At 60.3% G+C, this 14,803-nt stretch carries 9 protein-coding genes; 1 reads left to right on the top strand and 8 read right to left on the bottom strand.

Features of this window, described 5'->3' with window-relative positions; genetic code table 11:
• Window positions 1-824, bottom strand: an 824-nt coding sequence (locus tag BMI01S_RS33720) for a tyrosine-type recombinase/integrase (protein ID WP_042292246.1), incomplete at its 3' end; no start/stop codon positions are given.
• Between the two features lie 257 nt (window positions 825-1,081).
• Here BMI01S_RS33720 and BMI01S_RS33725 point away from each other — a divergent pair.
• Entirely contained in the window at window positions 1,082-2,212 is a 1,131-nt protein-coding gene (locus BMI01S_RS33725) for a site-specific integrase (RefSeq protein WP_028232679.1), read from the top strand.
• Between the two features lie 371 nt (window positions 2,213-2,583).
• On the opposite strand, the gene BMI01S_RS33730 is transcribed toward BMI01S_RS33725, so the two are convergent.
• From BMI01S_RS33730 to BMI01S_RS33760, 7 genes are all read right to left on the bottom strand, one after another.
• Complete coding sequence (locus BMI01S_RS33730) at window positions 2,584-6,207, bottom strand: DEAD/DEAH box helicase (RefSeq protein ID WP_028232680.1); 3,624 nt, start codon at window positions 6,205-6,207, stop codon at window positions 2,584-2,586.
• Entirely contained in the window at window positions 6,207-7,160 is a 954-nt protein-coding gene (locus BMI01S_RS33735; protein ID WP_208461028.1) for a hypothetical protein, read from the bottom strand. The genes BMI01S_RS33730 and BMI01S_RS33735 overlap by 1 nt, the downstream gene beginning before the upstream one ends.
• Window positions 7,161-7,454: 294 nt before the next feature.
• Window positions 7,455-10,526 (bottom strand): type I restriction endonuclease subunit R, encoded by a 3,072-nt coding sequence (locus BMI01S_RS33740; RefSeq protein ID WP_028232682.1) that lies wholly within the window; start codon window positions 10,524-10,526, stop codon window positions 7,455-7,457.
• Between the two features lie 40 nt (window positions 10,527-10,566).
• On the bottom strand, window positions 10,567-11,862 hold the full coding sequence (locus tag BMI01S_RS33745) for a restriction endonuclease subunit S (protein ID WP_063619628.1): 1,296 nt from the start codon (window positions 11,860-11,862) through the stop codon (window positions 10,567-10,569).
• Window positions 11,855-13,471, bottom strand: a complete 1,617-nt coding sequence (locus tag BMI01S_RS33750; RefSeq protein WP_081723590.1) for a type I restriction-modification system subunit M — start codon at window positions 13,469-13,471, stop codon at window positions 11,855-11,857. The genes BMI01S_RS33745 and BMI01S_RS33750 overlap by 8 nt, the downstream gene beginning before the upstream one ends.
• On the bottom strand, window positions 13,440-14,012 hold the full coding sequence (locus tag BMI01S_RS33755) for a recombinase family protein (RefSeq protein WP_028232683.1): 573 nt from the start codon (window positions 14,010-14,012) through the stop codon (window positions 13,440-13,442). The genes BMI01S_RS33750 and BMI01S_RS33755 overlap by 32 nt, the downstream gene beginning before the upstream one ends.
• A gap of 229 nt (window positions 14,013-14,241) precedes the next feature.
• The coding region (locus tag BMI01S_RS33760; RefSeq protein ID WP_174480183.1) for a restriction endonuclease subunit S at window positions 14,242-14,803 on the bottom strand (562 nt) is incomplete at its 5' end.

A 14,803-nucleotide genomic window follows, 5' to 3' on the forward strand; every position in this document is an offset into this window, starting at 1 on the left:
CGGATCGGGAAGACTCTGTCATCGTCGCTACGCGTCTTGGCAGCTTTTCGTTGCGCCTTGAGCACTTCGACGGCGCGTGTCGACAAGGGGACGTCCCTGGAATTCCCATTCTTGGTCTCCGGGAGATGTGCGACCCGTCGGCGCAGATCGACGTGCTCCCATACGAGATCGACGATTTCCCCGCGTCGCATAGCCGTTTCGACGGCGAGCCAAATAATGGCAGGTAGCAAATCCGACCCACTTGCGGCCACGACGCGCTCCAGCTCCCCCGCTTCCGTTTGGCGGCCGGACGCTGTGTCGGCTTCGGCAACAGCAATTCGGCGGGTGCGCGCATTGTTGGCGTGTGGCTTGCGTACGAGCTCGACGGGATTAAGCAGGCTTTCCATGCCCCATTCCTTTCGAGCGATGCTGAAGACATGGGACAGGACGGCAAGGCGCCGAAGCACACTGGCCGGCTTGAGCGGGGAATTGGTCTGCTTCAGCCAATCGTCCCTCAGTTTTGCAACGTCAGCGCTCCGTACAGATGCCATCGGTCTGGACGCGATATCCGTGCTCTTCCAAGTGCGCAGCAGCGAGGCTTCCTGGGCATATCCCTTCTTGGAGGAGGCGATTTCGCGGTCGTACCTATCGAGCGCTTCGGCTAATGTGGTTGATTCTGCTTCGGCTCGACTGACGAAGACGCCGCGATCAATCTCAGACTCGATCTGTCGTGCCCAAGCCTCCGCTTCCGCTCGCGTATTGAAGGTCTTGATCTGTACGGGGTAGCTCTTGCGGCGAACGCGAGCCTGCCACTGAAGATCGCCTCGGCGGGTGATAGATGCCATTCACTGCTCCTCGAGTGCTGCGCCCAGCCTCCGATAGCCCGAGTGGCGCAAAATTGGCGCAATAAATCGAATCTACCAAAGAAAAAGGGCCTAGCCATCAGCTAAGCCCTTGATTCTATTGGTGGGCGGAGGAGGATCGAACTCCCGACCTTCGCATTGCGAATGTAAAAACACCCTCAATAAATACGGTGCCTGTGGCGATATTTTCGATTATTTGCCACAATCTTGCCACACCCAGTTCGAGCGAGAATCGAGAAATGCCAACCATCCGTAAGCGCGGGCAGTACCAATGGGAGGCGCAGGTCCGCCGACGCGGCTACCCAGCGCAAAGCAAAACGTTTACCACGAAGGCTGAGGCAGAAGCCTGGGCCAATATGATTGAATCGGAAATGTCACGTGGTGTATGGGTCAGCCGCAGTGAGGCCGAAACGACCACGCTCTATGAGGCGCTATCGCGTTATGAAGAAGAGATCTCCCTAGCAAAAAAGGGATCGGCACAGGAATCATCCGTCATCAAGACCTACAAGGCCGTCGACTTGGCGAAACGGCCTTTATCTACGATCCGGAGTGCTGATGTGGCGAAGCTTCGGGACGTTTGGTTAAAGGAGTATAAACCTGCGACGGTACTACGCCGACTAGCTGTTCTTTCGCACGTCTTCAATGTCGCCCGAAAGGAATGGGGCATGGAAAGCTTGTCAAATCCAGTTGAGCTGGTCCGGAAGCCCCAGCCCAATAACGCGCGGACGCGGCGGATTGGCTCTGCCGGCGAAGCGGCCTCAGAGCCTCAGGATGACCGTGATCCCGATTCAGAACGCGGCGCACAGGATGGCGAGCTTGAGCGCGTTATAACTGCCAGCAATTCGGCGCTGCTGCCCGCGATCATCTGGCTGGCTGTCGAGACGGCCATGCGGCGGGGGGAGATTGTGTCACTGCAATGGAAGTACGTGGATCTGAAACGTAGAGTCGCACATCTCCCGGCGACAAAGAACGGAAACGCACGCGACGTGCCTATGTCTTCGCGTGCCGTTGCAGTGCTCCAAACGTTGAAGGACTCGCGCGACGCCAAGGTTAATCCGACCGAAGACGACGAAAACGATGCCGACCTCGTATTCGGGATTCGCGGCGACGCCGTTACCCGAGCCTTCGAGCGCGCAGTGACACGCGCTCGCAAGATTTATCTCGATGAGTGCTGGGCAGCAAAACTGAAGCCAGATGGCAAGTTTCTGACCGACCTCCGCTTTCACGACTTGCGGCACGAGGCGACTTCTCGCTTGGCGTCGATATTCCCCATGCACGAACTAACGAAAATAACAGGGCACAGAGACCCTCGCATGTTGATGCGCTACTACCACCCGCGCGCAGAGGATCTAGCAAGGAAGCTGTCTTGATCCCATAGCAGCGTGCAGAGCACGCATGCTCCTAGAACTGCCGTCGAACGCCTTGGCCACCAGAACCGGTCATGCGTGTGCTAGCAAACGATCGGTCAACTGCACGCTCAACCTAATCGTCAAAATATGACACATGGGACCTGCGGACGCAGCGTCGGTTGCCGCCCTAATGTCGACCGTTCAAAGTCCGCCCGCCATTTTCACGAAAGCCGCCGTTCGTGGGGGCCTGTTTCATGGGGAGAGCTGGCCGATTGCGGACCGACAGGATTTCAGCAGCATTCACCGGATAGCTGTCGTTCGAAAGCCTCGCGCCATCCGAGAGGTGTTACCCGTTGCCGCAAGACCTGGCTCGTCTTGCCAGATGCCGCCACTTAGCGGCGGTGTGAGCGGGCAAACACGCGGCGCACCGTGGCCCGTCCCCCGGTTTCAAGGACGTAGTCATGTGCGATGTCGCTTGCGCCATATAAGCCTAGGTCATCGACCGATCGCGCGAGCTCATATCCCGCCGCGTCGACCCAAAGCACTTCCTCATCGCCAGCCACCGGAAGCACATTGTAGATCCTCCTGGCACCCGTCGTGCCGGTAAGCTCGGCCCGCTCCTGCACGGGCTCGGTGCGCTCGGGCTCGCGGACCGGGAGGCTCTTTTCCCAAGCCAGGAAACGCTGCGGGTCGATTAGATCTTCGGCCCTCGGATCATCAATCTCGCCCTCCAGCCACTCATCGAAAGCGACGCGCAACCCCTCCGCTTCATCGCGCGTCTTGGCGCGCCCTTGGGCCAGAGCAAAGGCGACGAATGGATCGAGCGTACCCCACCGCAGCAGCTCGCGCACCCAGAAACCGAACCAGGGAAGGGCCGTCGTCGCCTTCCATGCGGCGAGCGATGGCACGGCCAGCGGGTCGCCTGCGCCTGCGGTCCATTTCTGCGCGACGACTGCTCCGAGCGCGACACCAAGGCGAAATTCCAAATTGTCTGCGACGAAGCGTTGCCGAGCGCGCAGACCGTCCGCGTTCGGAGCAACCGCATCCGGCCCGCGCATCCACCAGCCGAGCACATCGGTCCAGTTTTCGAGGATGTTCTGGTCGGTAACGGTATCGCGCACCCGGAACCCGAATCCGCGATCGTCCTTGAGCAGCTCGCCTAGCGCCGCGAACCGGGCGAGCCGCTCGGCCGCGCTTTCGATGCCGTAATCGGTCGCCTCAGCAAGCTGTTCGGCAATGGCGGGGGCGATCGCCTCGAACCGGCGGCCGACATACGGCGAGAAGCCATATTGATAGAGTCGTCGGCGCTCTTCGGCATCGGGATAGATGGTCTCGACGATCGCGCGGCCGCGCCGCACGACTGCCTGTTCGAGCCAGGCCTCTTGTGCCGCCGCTGCCACGGTGAAGGTCTTTTGCCAGAGCGACGCCAACTTCGCCTCGGCGGCCGCACCATCGAGCCCATCGTCGAGCAGACTCAATTCCTCAAGCGCGGTCATCACAAATGCATCGAGCTCGTCGACGGTATCAGCGAGGCGCGAAAAACCATCGGTGGCACCGGCGCCGACGTCGCCGCTGACGTCCTCGACCTCAACCTGATCGAGCCAGTTCAGAAAGGCCTCATCTGTGACGTGACCGAAATACACTTGGGCCTTCTCGCGCAGCTCCTGAAGCAGCATCGCGAGAGGGCTCAGCGTCGCATCCCCTGCTAGTTCATCGAGCCTCAGATTTTCTCGCAGCGCATCATAGTCATCCTTGAGCGCTGCCATCTGGTCGCGCTGGGTCTGCTTCTGCCCGTTTGCTGTGGTGGCGATCGAGCTCGGCAGAGCGACGAGTGTCAACCCTTCCATGCCTTCGGTTGCCCCGGGCCGCCCCGCCCGCCCGGCAAGATTTCGAAACTCTGCCGGTGTGAACGGCGTGATGATCGGGCGCTGGCGGACATTGTCATAGGCGCTGCGCTTGAGCGACGTGACGAAGATGATGTCGAACGGAAGATTAACTCCCTCAGTCAGTGTCGCGGTGGCGACGGTGATCGGGCAGATCTTCTCGTCGATAAGTGCGACCATCAGGCGACGCAGGCGCTGCGGCATCTGGCCGTGACTGGTTGCGACCCCGCGCTCGAGCAGCTTCACCTCATAGGAGTCCGGCCCACAATAATCGACGCAGGCCGCGCGTGTCTCGGCGAACAAGTCGCCTCGCCTCCCTTCGGGCGGCTGGAATGCCGGCAATTGCTGCCAGGCCGGCAATGCGAAGGCCTGCGCATACCAGCCCATCGTCTGCTCGGGCTCCTGCGCAAGCGAAATAAGGATGCGGCGATTGGCTGTGGTGAGATGGAGCGCGGTCCACAGCACCGTGACCTGGTTAAAGCGGTTGAGACTGCTGCGCATCGAGGCGGGCAGCTGTGGCATCGGCGGGGTGGTGAGATTGAGATAGACGGGATCGTCCCGCCCCTGAACGTAGAGCGGCCGGCCATTCATTAGCTCGAGCAGCATCGTGCAGCGGCGTTGCGGCGCAGTCTCGAGCACGCCGATCACCTGCCGCGTACTGCGGTAACGCGTCCCGATCGCCTGCGCGTCGGCCTGCCCTTCCATCCACCGCGCAACCGGCCCCGCCGCGCCGCCGGCGACCGCGGTCAACGCAATGCGGACAATGTCGGGCGCCTGGGTGAGCAATCGCGCCACGAGGCTCTCGAGCCGCAGCGCACGGCTGCTATGGTCCGCGAAGGCGCTTCGGCCGTTCTCAGTGTCCTCGGGCAGAACTTGATGCGCCTCGTCGACGATCAGCAGCCGCAAGCGGCTGAGTAGCAGCGGCGCCAGATAGCGCATCAGCGCATCGGCCTTCTCGACGGTGGCGATGAGCACGGCCGGGCGATCGGCGTTCAGCCAATAGTCGGTGATCCCCCAATCGGCACCGCCATAAAGGCCGGTAATGACGAGATCGTGGCCAAGCTCGGCAGTGAGCTTGGCTTCGACCTCCCCGGCCAGTGCGCGCGATGGCACGAGATATAGCGCGAGCGGGACGACCTTCCCATGGTCGCGCAGCAGCAGCTCCTTTACCAATCCGAGATTGGCGACCAGCGTCTTGCCCGAGCCGGTCGGAGTGCAGAGTGCGAAAGAGGTGTTCTCGAGCAGCCGGTTGAGCCCGGCGCGCTGCGACGACCAGAGAATGCCCCGTCCTCGCGCGAACTGGTCGCGTGCAAACGCCAGCATGCGCGGCATGCGTTCGACATTGAGTTCGCCGAGCGCTCGCACCGAACGGTAGATGCTGGCATCGGCGAAACGCGAGCCTACCTGTCGCAGCAGCGTGACTAGCAGAGAAACGTCGTCGCTGAAGGTTCGCACAGCCATCGCGTCTAGTGCCTTCAGCTTAGCAGAGGCCTTTGCGAGCCGCGCATCATCCCCGCGCCGCACCGAGTCCGCGAAAAGTCCGAGCGCGCGCACCAACTCGACCGTGAAATACCAAACAAGCCGGTCGTCCTTCTCCTCCTCGAGAATCCGCCGCGAAGCGTCCTCCACGGTCAGGTCGGGATACTGTTTCCAAAACGCCATAGCGAGGGTGAGGACTTCGTCGAAGTCCGCCTTCAGGAACGCGGCGAACAGTGCTGGACCAGCCTCCTCGAGATTGAGCTGGCCGAGCAGCCCAGATGCCATAGCCGGGAGGCCGCCGAGCTGAAACGCCGCGCCTGCGAGGAGTTCGATCGGCGCCAGGGTCTTGGTCCCGTCGTTCGACCGCGCCAGCCATTCGAGGATTTCGCCGGCACGCCGGTAACAGTCGATCGCGCGCGGTGCGTCATGGCCTTCGATCTCGGCGAAGACTTCGGCGGCCTGCAACAGGCTGCGTGCGTCCGCGAGCTGTCCCTCGGAATCCGCGCGGTTCCAGCGGATCGTATCGACCTGCCAGCCGACCTGTAGGCAGCGTACGTAGGAGCGGGCCTGATTGGCGGAAAGCTCGTTCTCGAGCGCGAGTCCAATCCGGGCACCATCGGCGATCTCGAGGCGAAGCGGATCATGAGCCGGCATCAGGCGCTCCAGAGCGCGTCATAAACGCCATCGATGACGTCGTCGCCATCGCAGAGGATAAGTTCGACCACCTGAAGATCGTGCGGCGCCGTGTAGTCGTCTGGCACCTCCTCCCACGGGATGAGCGAATGCTTCGCCTTCCGGCTCGGCACGTCGCCACCTGAGATCAGGATGAGGTTGGTGCGTGGCAGCGGTTGCGCTTCCTTCACCACCAATACCCTGTCGAGTGTGGCTATGGCTGCCGAATAACCCTCAGGATCGATCTCACGCAGCAGCCGCTGCAACTGCCGCAGGCCGTGTGGCGCTGGAATATCGCGGTTGACCTGATGCCAGATACCCTTCCCGTCATGCTCGAGCTCGTCGGTAACCGGGTTCTTCTTCTTTTTGCCGTACATGAGCTCGGCGACGACGGAAGGCTGAAGCTTTTTGCGCCATTTCGCTTCGCCGGCGATGAACCGGATCACCTCGCCTGCCTCGTTCAACGCAAGCGCGAGAAAATCCGATCCGCGGCGGCCATAGACCTCGCGCTTGCGCTCCTCGTCACGCGCAAGTGCGAACAGATAGGCTTCGGCATCTTCATGGTATCGAAACAGGAATACCGGGATCTTCCAATCGTAGCCGCCGATATAATCGTAATGCTCGGTAAGCATGCCGGCCATGACCTCGCCGAACAGTCCGCGCCGCGTGATCGAGGGCAGGCAGGTGGGATAGGTCACATAGGCGCCCTCAGCGCCCGCGTCGGGATGAAGGTCAATCCCCATCTGCTCATGGAAATATGCGCGCGCGTCGGCATGAGCGGATTCGAAATAGCCGACGAGGTCAGCGATAAGCGCGTCGTCGCAGTCGCAATCCTGCTCCAGAAGAAGATGGCCGTAATGGTCGACGTCGCTCGGATAACCCTTGAGCCAACGCTTAATCGCGCCCGCTGGCGGCGGACAGGTATGCAAGGTCAACGTGATATTCCCCCAACCCCGTTTAGGAAAACTGCTTGCCGGCATGAAGCGCTAACGCGTCCGACAAGAAGCTAATAATTTCATCCGGAGCGCTGCCTGAACAGCCACTTCTCGGACCGCGCCAAGGGTCGCGGAATAGCGGAAATCGGGCGGCCTCGCGCCCAGGAACGGCAGTTTTGCCAATCTTCCGGTTAAAAGCCGCCAAGCAAGAATCCATCGCATCACCATCGCTTCGCCGTCGATCGAAATCGGTACAAGTGTTAGATTTCGACCATTAAGATATTGAAATTCGAATCAGGCCACAGCTAAAGCTTCAGCTTGACGCAATACCAGTTTCACCGCTTCCGAAGCCAGATCTGGCGGATAACCATGCCGATGCAAGATGCGCTTGATCGCAACCCGCATCTTGGCGCGGACATTTTCCCGCTTCCACCAGTCCACCCCCGAATTGTTGCGGACGGTCGTCACTAATTCCGTGGCGATGACCCTGAGCTCCTGATTGCTCATCACCTGCACTGCGCTTTCGCTCTGAGCCAAGGCGTCGTAGAAGGCCCGCTCGGCCGCATTCAGGCCGTCCTCGGGCTCATTGCGCAGGTCTTTGGCAAGCGCGATCAACTCCTGGAGGATCTGGAGTGCATCCACACTTCTGTTGTGATAACGGGCGATCGCTTCTTCCAGTCGGGATGAAAACGCCTCCTGCTGCACCACGTTCGTGCGTGTGCGCGCCTTGATCTCGCCGTTCAGTAGCTTTTTCAGTGCCTCCACCGCAAGATTGCGGTGCTGCATATTCTGGAGTTCGAGCATGAAAGCATCCGACAACACGCTAATGTCGGGTCGGTCGAAGCCGCAGGCCTCCAAGATATCGACAACCTCTGTCGACGCCACGGCATTGTTGACCAACTGCTGGATCGCGAAATCAGTGCCATCATCATTGCGGCCGCCGCCCACATCCAACTTACCAAGACTTGAGCGAACGGCGGCAAAGAACGCCACCTCTTCCGCGTGTTCGGTCGCTTGCGGGCTGCCAGAGGCCAACTTGTACGCCTTCACCAGCGCCGCGACGGCGTCGTGAAACCGCTTTGGTCCGGCATCGCTGTCGCGATATTGGGCCAGAACATGCTCGATCGCGCCCGGAAGCACAGCCAGGCGCTCGCCTGGCGTGCCACGCAGGGCTACTCCATAGTCGAAACCGTGGAAATGCGTTCGCGCCACGTCCAATGCGTCCAGAAAGGCTGCGACCGCCTCCGCCTCATCAATGCCAGTCTGGGCCTGGTCGGTCTGCGAGTAATGCGCCAAGGCGGCCTTCAGCTCGGCAGCGATGCCGATATAGTCCACCACGAGACCCGCAGGCTTATCTCGGAACACGCGATTCACGCGGGCGATGGCCTGCATCAGGCCGTGTCCCTTCATCGGCTTGTCGACATAGAGCGTATGCATGCACGGCGCATCAAAGCCCGTGAGCCACATATCACGCACGATAACCAGTTTCAGCGGGTCAGCCGGATTCTTGAACCGATTGCGGATGGCCTCCTGCCGGGTCTTGGAGCGGATGTGGGGCTGCAAACTCGCCGGGTCTGTCGCTGAACCCGTCATTACCACCTTGACGCTGCCCGTATCGTCCGTTTCGCCGCCCCAGTCGGGCCGTGCAGCGACGATACGGTCATAGACCTCGGCGCAGATGCGGCGGCTCATGCAGACGATCATCGCCTTGCCGTCCATCGCCTCCAACCGTGCGTCAAAATGGGTGAGGATGTCCTGCACCACCGTATCGAGACGATTATCCGCACCTACGAGTGCCTCGACCCGCGCCCATTTCTTCGCGGTCGCGCTGGCCTGGTCCTCGGCCAGCATTTCGGTCGCCTCGTTGAAGTCGTCGTCCAGCGTTGATGCGATGTCATCGTCGAGCGTGATTTTCGCGACCCGCGCTTCGTAGTAGATCGCCACTGTCGCGCCGTCTGAGACCGCCTGCGCGATGTCATACACGTCGATATAGTCGCCGAACACACCGCGCGTATCAGCGCCCACCAGCTCAACCGGCGTGCCCGTGAAGGCAACATAGACCGCATTCGGCAAGGCCTTGCGAAGCTGATAGGCAAGGCCGTGGCGAATCTCGCCCGTTTCCTTGTTCAGCTTGGCCTCGAACCCGTATTGCGTCCGATGCGCCTCATCCACCAACACCACGACATTGGAACGCGCGGTCAGCTCCGGGAAGGTCTCGCCCGTTTCGGGGCGAAATTTCTGGATGGTGGAGAAAATGATGCCGCCGACATTGCGGTCCAACAGGCGTCGTAGGTCCTCGGTGCTGTCGGCTTGCACCGGCTCCTCGCCCAGCAAATCCTTGCAGCGGGCGAACGTCGCGAAAAGCTGGTTGTCCAGATCGTTGCGATCGGTCAGCACCAGCAGCGTCGGATTCTCCATCGCCGGGTGGTGCATCACGCGGCCAGACAGGAACGTCATCAGCAAGCTCTTGCCAGAGCCCTGCGTGTGCCAGATGACGCCGCCCTTACCGTCTCCCGCGCGAGCACTCAAGATCGTCTCACAAGCCTTTCGCACCGCGTGGAACTGGTGATAACCGGCGATCTTCTTGATTGGCCCCTTGCCCTCATCCTCGAACACCACGAACCAGCGCAGCATGTCGAGTAGTACTTGCGGCGCCAGCAGCCCTTTCGTGAGCGTCGAAAGCTCCAGCTCCGAGCCCTTCGGCACCAGCGCTGTGCCGTCCACCGTGCGCCAGCTCATGTAGCGGTCGAAACCCGCCGACAGCGAGCCGTAGCGCGCTTGTAGCCCGTCCGAGATCACAGTCAGCAGATTGGTGCGGAACAGGTCCGGGATATCGGCGCGGTAGGTGTCGATTTGGTTCCAGGCGGCCTTGATATCTGCCCCAGCCACCCCTTTCAGCTCTACCACCACCAGCGGCAGGCCATTAAGGAACAGCACTACATCGGGGATACGCGCCGTCTTGCCGACGACATCAAACTGCCGCACGGCGCGCCAGTCATTCACCGCATTGGACCAGTCGACCAGTTGCACGCGGGCATTGCGTTCCTCGCCGTCTCGGAAGAACGTCACCGGCACACCATGAACCATCAGATCATGCAGCCGCCGATTTTCCTGCACGGTGTCCGAGGTAAAGACGCTATCAGTCACCCGCCGCGCCGCATCCTCTAAGGCTTTTTTCGGCACATCGGGGTTCAGGCGTGCCAGGCTTTCTACCAGCGCCAGGGCCAGGATCGTCTCGCGGAAGCTGGCCCGCAGCGGGTCTTTCACCTCGGGCGAGACATCAGCTCCGTGCGTCAGCGTGTAGCCGAGCGGCGCGAGGCTCCCCATGAAGTGCGTTTCAAGCTGCGCCTCGCTGATCCAGGCCATTAGTCTTTGCCCCCATTCACAAGGCAGTCGGCACGGAACATCAGACGACCTCCTCGACCATATCGCGCGCAGCACCTACGCGAAGCTCTCCGGACATTAGGCGGGGCAGCAGCGTGTCGCGCAGCGTGGCGAGGCTCTCTGTTTCGTAAAGTGTTTCGCAATATCTGCGGTACAAAGGGCCTAAAATTCGCTCGAAAGCCTCAAGCACCTTAGGTGTAGGAATGGTGACTAAGAATGTCTCCATGTCCTTTCTGGTAATGTGCCCTAGCCCGGTTGTCTGCTTGTTCCGTGCAATCTCTGCTAACGCAGGATTGAAATGCTTTAGCATCGTAAAAAGCATGGCCAGAGACATCGAGCCGTTCTCACGAACAGCAAAAATATGCTGATTTAGCCAGGCTGGCCCGAGCCACCATACGAATGCATCGATTGATGTGTCAGGGTTCCCGGACCAAGAGTAGAGGAGTTCTCCGCGGTCGATCCTGTACCGCGCGCCTAGGTCGGTAGTCGTAAAGCGAGTTCCGCGGGTAATGCCAGCTTTCAGCTCTGCAATCTTTACAATCGGAAGCGCATCCACATCAGCGCTGAAATGCATATTCTTATATGCTGCGCCGTTAACCCATTCGGCTTGAGCAATAAGAGGCCGTCGCTGCCAACCAACCGGCAGCCCATCCTCGCCGAAGCCGTCGGGGAAGAGTGCGACGGTGCCGGCGTCCATATGAGCCGGCGGGAGGCCCTCAGCGCGGGCGCGTACCGGGTCGAAATCCACGAACCACGAGCAATAGAGCGCCCGCATCATCTCTTCCAGAGTCGCCGCCGTATTGTTGTTGTGCTCAATTTTTTCGGAGATCCGCAAATAAACTTTGCCGATCTCTTGCTGTACCGCTCTATTCGGCACAGGAATCTTAAGCCGGTCGAAATCACCTTTTTTGAAATGGGCGATCATCGATCCAACATGCAAATTCGAGATTGAGTCTTGAATTTGTGGGGAGCGAAGAGCGGCGAAAAGGTAAGAAGGGTCTATGAGATCGCTGTTAGCGCGTAACGCAACCATATCCTGCGCAATGCAGAAATTTACGGGATCTGGCGTCAGGCAAACTTGCCCCGGCGACCCTTTGAGCACAAAAATCAGGTCACCAGGCTGCGGATGAGCACGAAACCAATTCGCATAGGTTTCGCTATCGACATAGCGGACCTTCTCGAAAACTGGATAGAGCGTACTGTTTTTGACGCAATTTGTTGCGATCAGAGGTAGCCCGGTATCCGACGTCGGGCAGGTTCTACCTCGATTATCAACAACCAAGGAAAGAAGTTCGCGGAGCGAATAGAACTCAAGCATCGAACTCGAGCCTCTCAAGCTGCGCCTCGATCTCAGCCTCCAACCTACGTCCCTCGGCGAACTGCTCGCGCAGGATGCCCAACAAGCGGTCGAACTTCTCTTCGAAGGGTTCGTCATCCTCCTCTGCCGCGCCTGCGCCGACATAACGGCCCGGCGTAAGGACGAAGTTATGGGCGGCGATCTCCTCCAACGTCGCGGATTTGCAGAAGCCTGGGATATCTTCATAACTGCCCTCGCGCGCCTCACCCCGCCAGGCGTGATAGGTGGCGGCGATGCGATGGATCTCGGCCTCGGACAGCTCCTTCTGCTTGCGCGAACCGGGAACCAGCGCACCCATCTTTCGGGCGTCGATGAACAGCACCTCGCCACGTCGATCGCGCAGCTTTTCGTTCATGGCAATGCCGTTCGACTTATCTTTGGCCAAGATCCACAGACAGGCCGGGATCTGCGTGCCGTAGAACAGCTGACCCGGCAGCGCGACCATGCAGTCCACCCCATCGCCCTGTACCAGAGCCTGCCGGATCTCACCTTCGCCGCTCGCCATGGAGGACATGGAGCCGTTGGCCATCACCACCCCACCGATACCGGTAGAGGACAAATGCGCGTGGATATGCTGGATCCATGCGAAGTTGGCGTTGCCCACCGGCGGCGCACCGAAGCGCCAGCGGGCATCCTCGCGCAGTAGGTTGCCCGACCAATCCGAGATGTTGAACGGTGGATTGGCGAGGATGTAATCGAAGCGTTCGTCCGGGAATTCGTCACGCAGCAACGTGCCTTCGGAGTTCCAGCGGATATCCGCGAAGATGGAACGGATGGCTAGATTCATGCGGGCCAATCCGAAGGTGGTGTGGTTGCGCTCCTGTCCGTAGATGGCGATGTCGTCGGTGCGCCCCTGGTGGGCGTCGATGAACTTTTCCGACTGGACGAAGAAGCCGCCTGTGCCGCAGCAGGGGTCATAGACGCGTCCACGAGTCGGCTCGATCATCTCGATTAGCGTGTCGACCACGGATTTCGGGGTGTAGAACTCGCCGCCGCGCTTTCCCTCGCTACTGGCAAATTCTCCAATGCAGTATTCGTAGATGCGGCCGATCAGGTCGAAATCGGCACGGGTACCATCGAGCTTGAGGTTCGAGAACAGGTCGATCAGGCCCGATAGCATGGCGCGATCGATGCTCTCGCGACCAAACACCTTGGGCAGAGCGCCTTTGAGACTGGGATTCTCCGCTTCGATCTCGCGCATTGCGTCATCAATCATCACGCCGATCCGTGCATCCTTCGACCGGGCTGCGAGCGCGGACCAACGCGCCGAAGGCGGCACGAAGAAGGTGTTTTCGGCCAGATACTCGTCGCGGTCTTCAGGATCGCCGCCCTCCTCGGCAATCAGCTGATGCCGCCGCACAAAGGCTTCGGAGACGTAGCGCAGGAACAGCAGGCCAAGCGCAATGTGCTTGTATTCCCCAGCGTCCATCGCACCACGCATCTTGTCGGCGGCGGCGAATAGGGTTTTTTCGATGCTCAATGTGTTCTCCGAGGCAGCATTCTTTAGGTTCCTTGAGATCGGCAAAGCGTGACAGGGGTCATGGATGACGCGGGGCGATGACGCCGACATGCTTGTAAAGCGTGGTTCGAGAAACGCCGTAACGCCGCGCCACGTCCGCCACCTGGATGTCTGGGTCGCGCAGCAGCGCTTTGATCTCCCGTACCTGCGTCTCTCCCAGCTTGGGCTTGCGCCCCCCTGAGCGGCCTCTGGCACGCGCTGCGGCGAGCCCGCCAAGGGTGCGCTCACGAATCAGGCTGCGCTCAAACTCCGCAAGGGCAGCGAAAACATGGAAGACCAGCTTGCCTGCCGCGCTGTTCGTTTCGATCTTCTCGGTCAGGCTCTCAAAACCAATCCCCGTGCGCTCCAACTCGGCCACGATCTGCACGAGGTCAGGCAGGCTGCGGCCGAGACGATCCAGCCGCCACACCACCAGCGTATCGCCGGGGCGCAGTGCCTTCCGGCACTGCTCAAGCTCCGGGCGGCCAGCGTTCTTGCCGCTCGCCGCTTCCTCATAGACGACGCGGCAACCGGCCTGCTGGAGCGCGTCGCGCTGCAGGTCCAGATGCGGGTCTTCCGTAGAGACCCGCGCATAGCCGATTCGCTGATTCATTGACACAACCAGGACGTTGAAAACTTGACGGGAATGTTAACCTGACGAATGCCGTTGAGCTAGTCCGCGATAAGCATTCTTGACGTGTCTAGAAAACCACCGTTTGCTCGACATGTGTTGGAAAGTAGGCAGTCGAATCACGCTTTTGCCGCGCTCCCGATACCGTCCTGCGTCGGGTAGCGAGGGTCTACTTGATGTCATCGATCATTGATGGCTTATTGAATGTGACTCAGTCGAGTATCCAGAGCCCTGCCGCAACTTCACCTTGCAGACGGGATAGCCGGTTAATTTCTTGCTGGATCCGTGCTTCCTCTTCGAGCGCCTGGGCCGCTGCATGTGCCTCTGCCAAAGGCGGCAGCCAGACGGCAAGACGGGTCAACTCATGCAGGTTGATCATCCGGATGGTCGTCCCACCAGACACAATGCTGTGAAGCAAGGCCTGCCCCAACGGAGAACGCAGCTGAAGCGCGAGCGCGCGAGGCTCCACGTCTTCCCGATCGGCTCGCAAGACAATCGCCGATACGCCTGCGACCCACCCGCCGGGTCCAGGCGGAGGCACGTCCCTCGGGACGATTCCTAGCTTTCCGACGCTGCCTTTGACAATCAGCACGATGTCATAAGGCATCAGATACTGCTTTGCCTGTACGGTATGGCCTTCGACGGAAATCGTCTTCACGGGAGCCTGGATATAGCCAAATGGAGGCAGGTCGGATGCGCCGATCTCCCACACATCAAAGCGATCACCATCGGTACCCGGCTTCGTCGAGACCGGGCGGATGGTCGTCACCAGT

Origin of the sequence: Paraburkholderia mimosarum LMG 23256 = NBRC 106338 (assembly GCF_000739815.1) — a bacterium.
Classification (GTDB): Bacteria; Pseudomonadota; Gammaproteobacteria; order Burkholderiales; family Burkholderiaceae; genus Paraburkholderia; species Paraburkholderia mimosarum.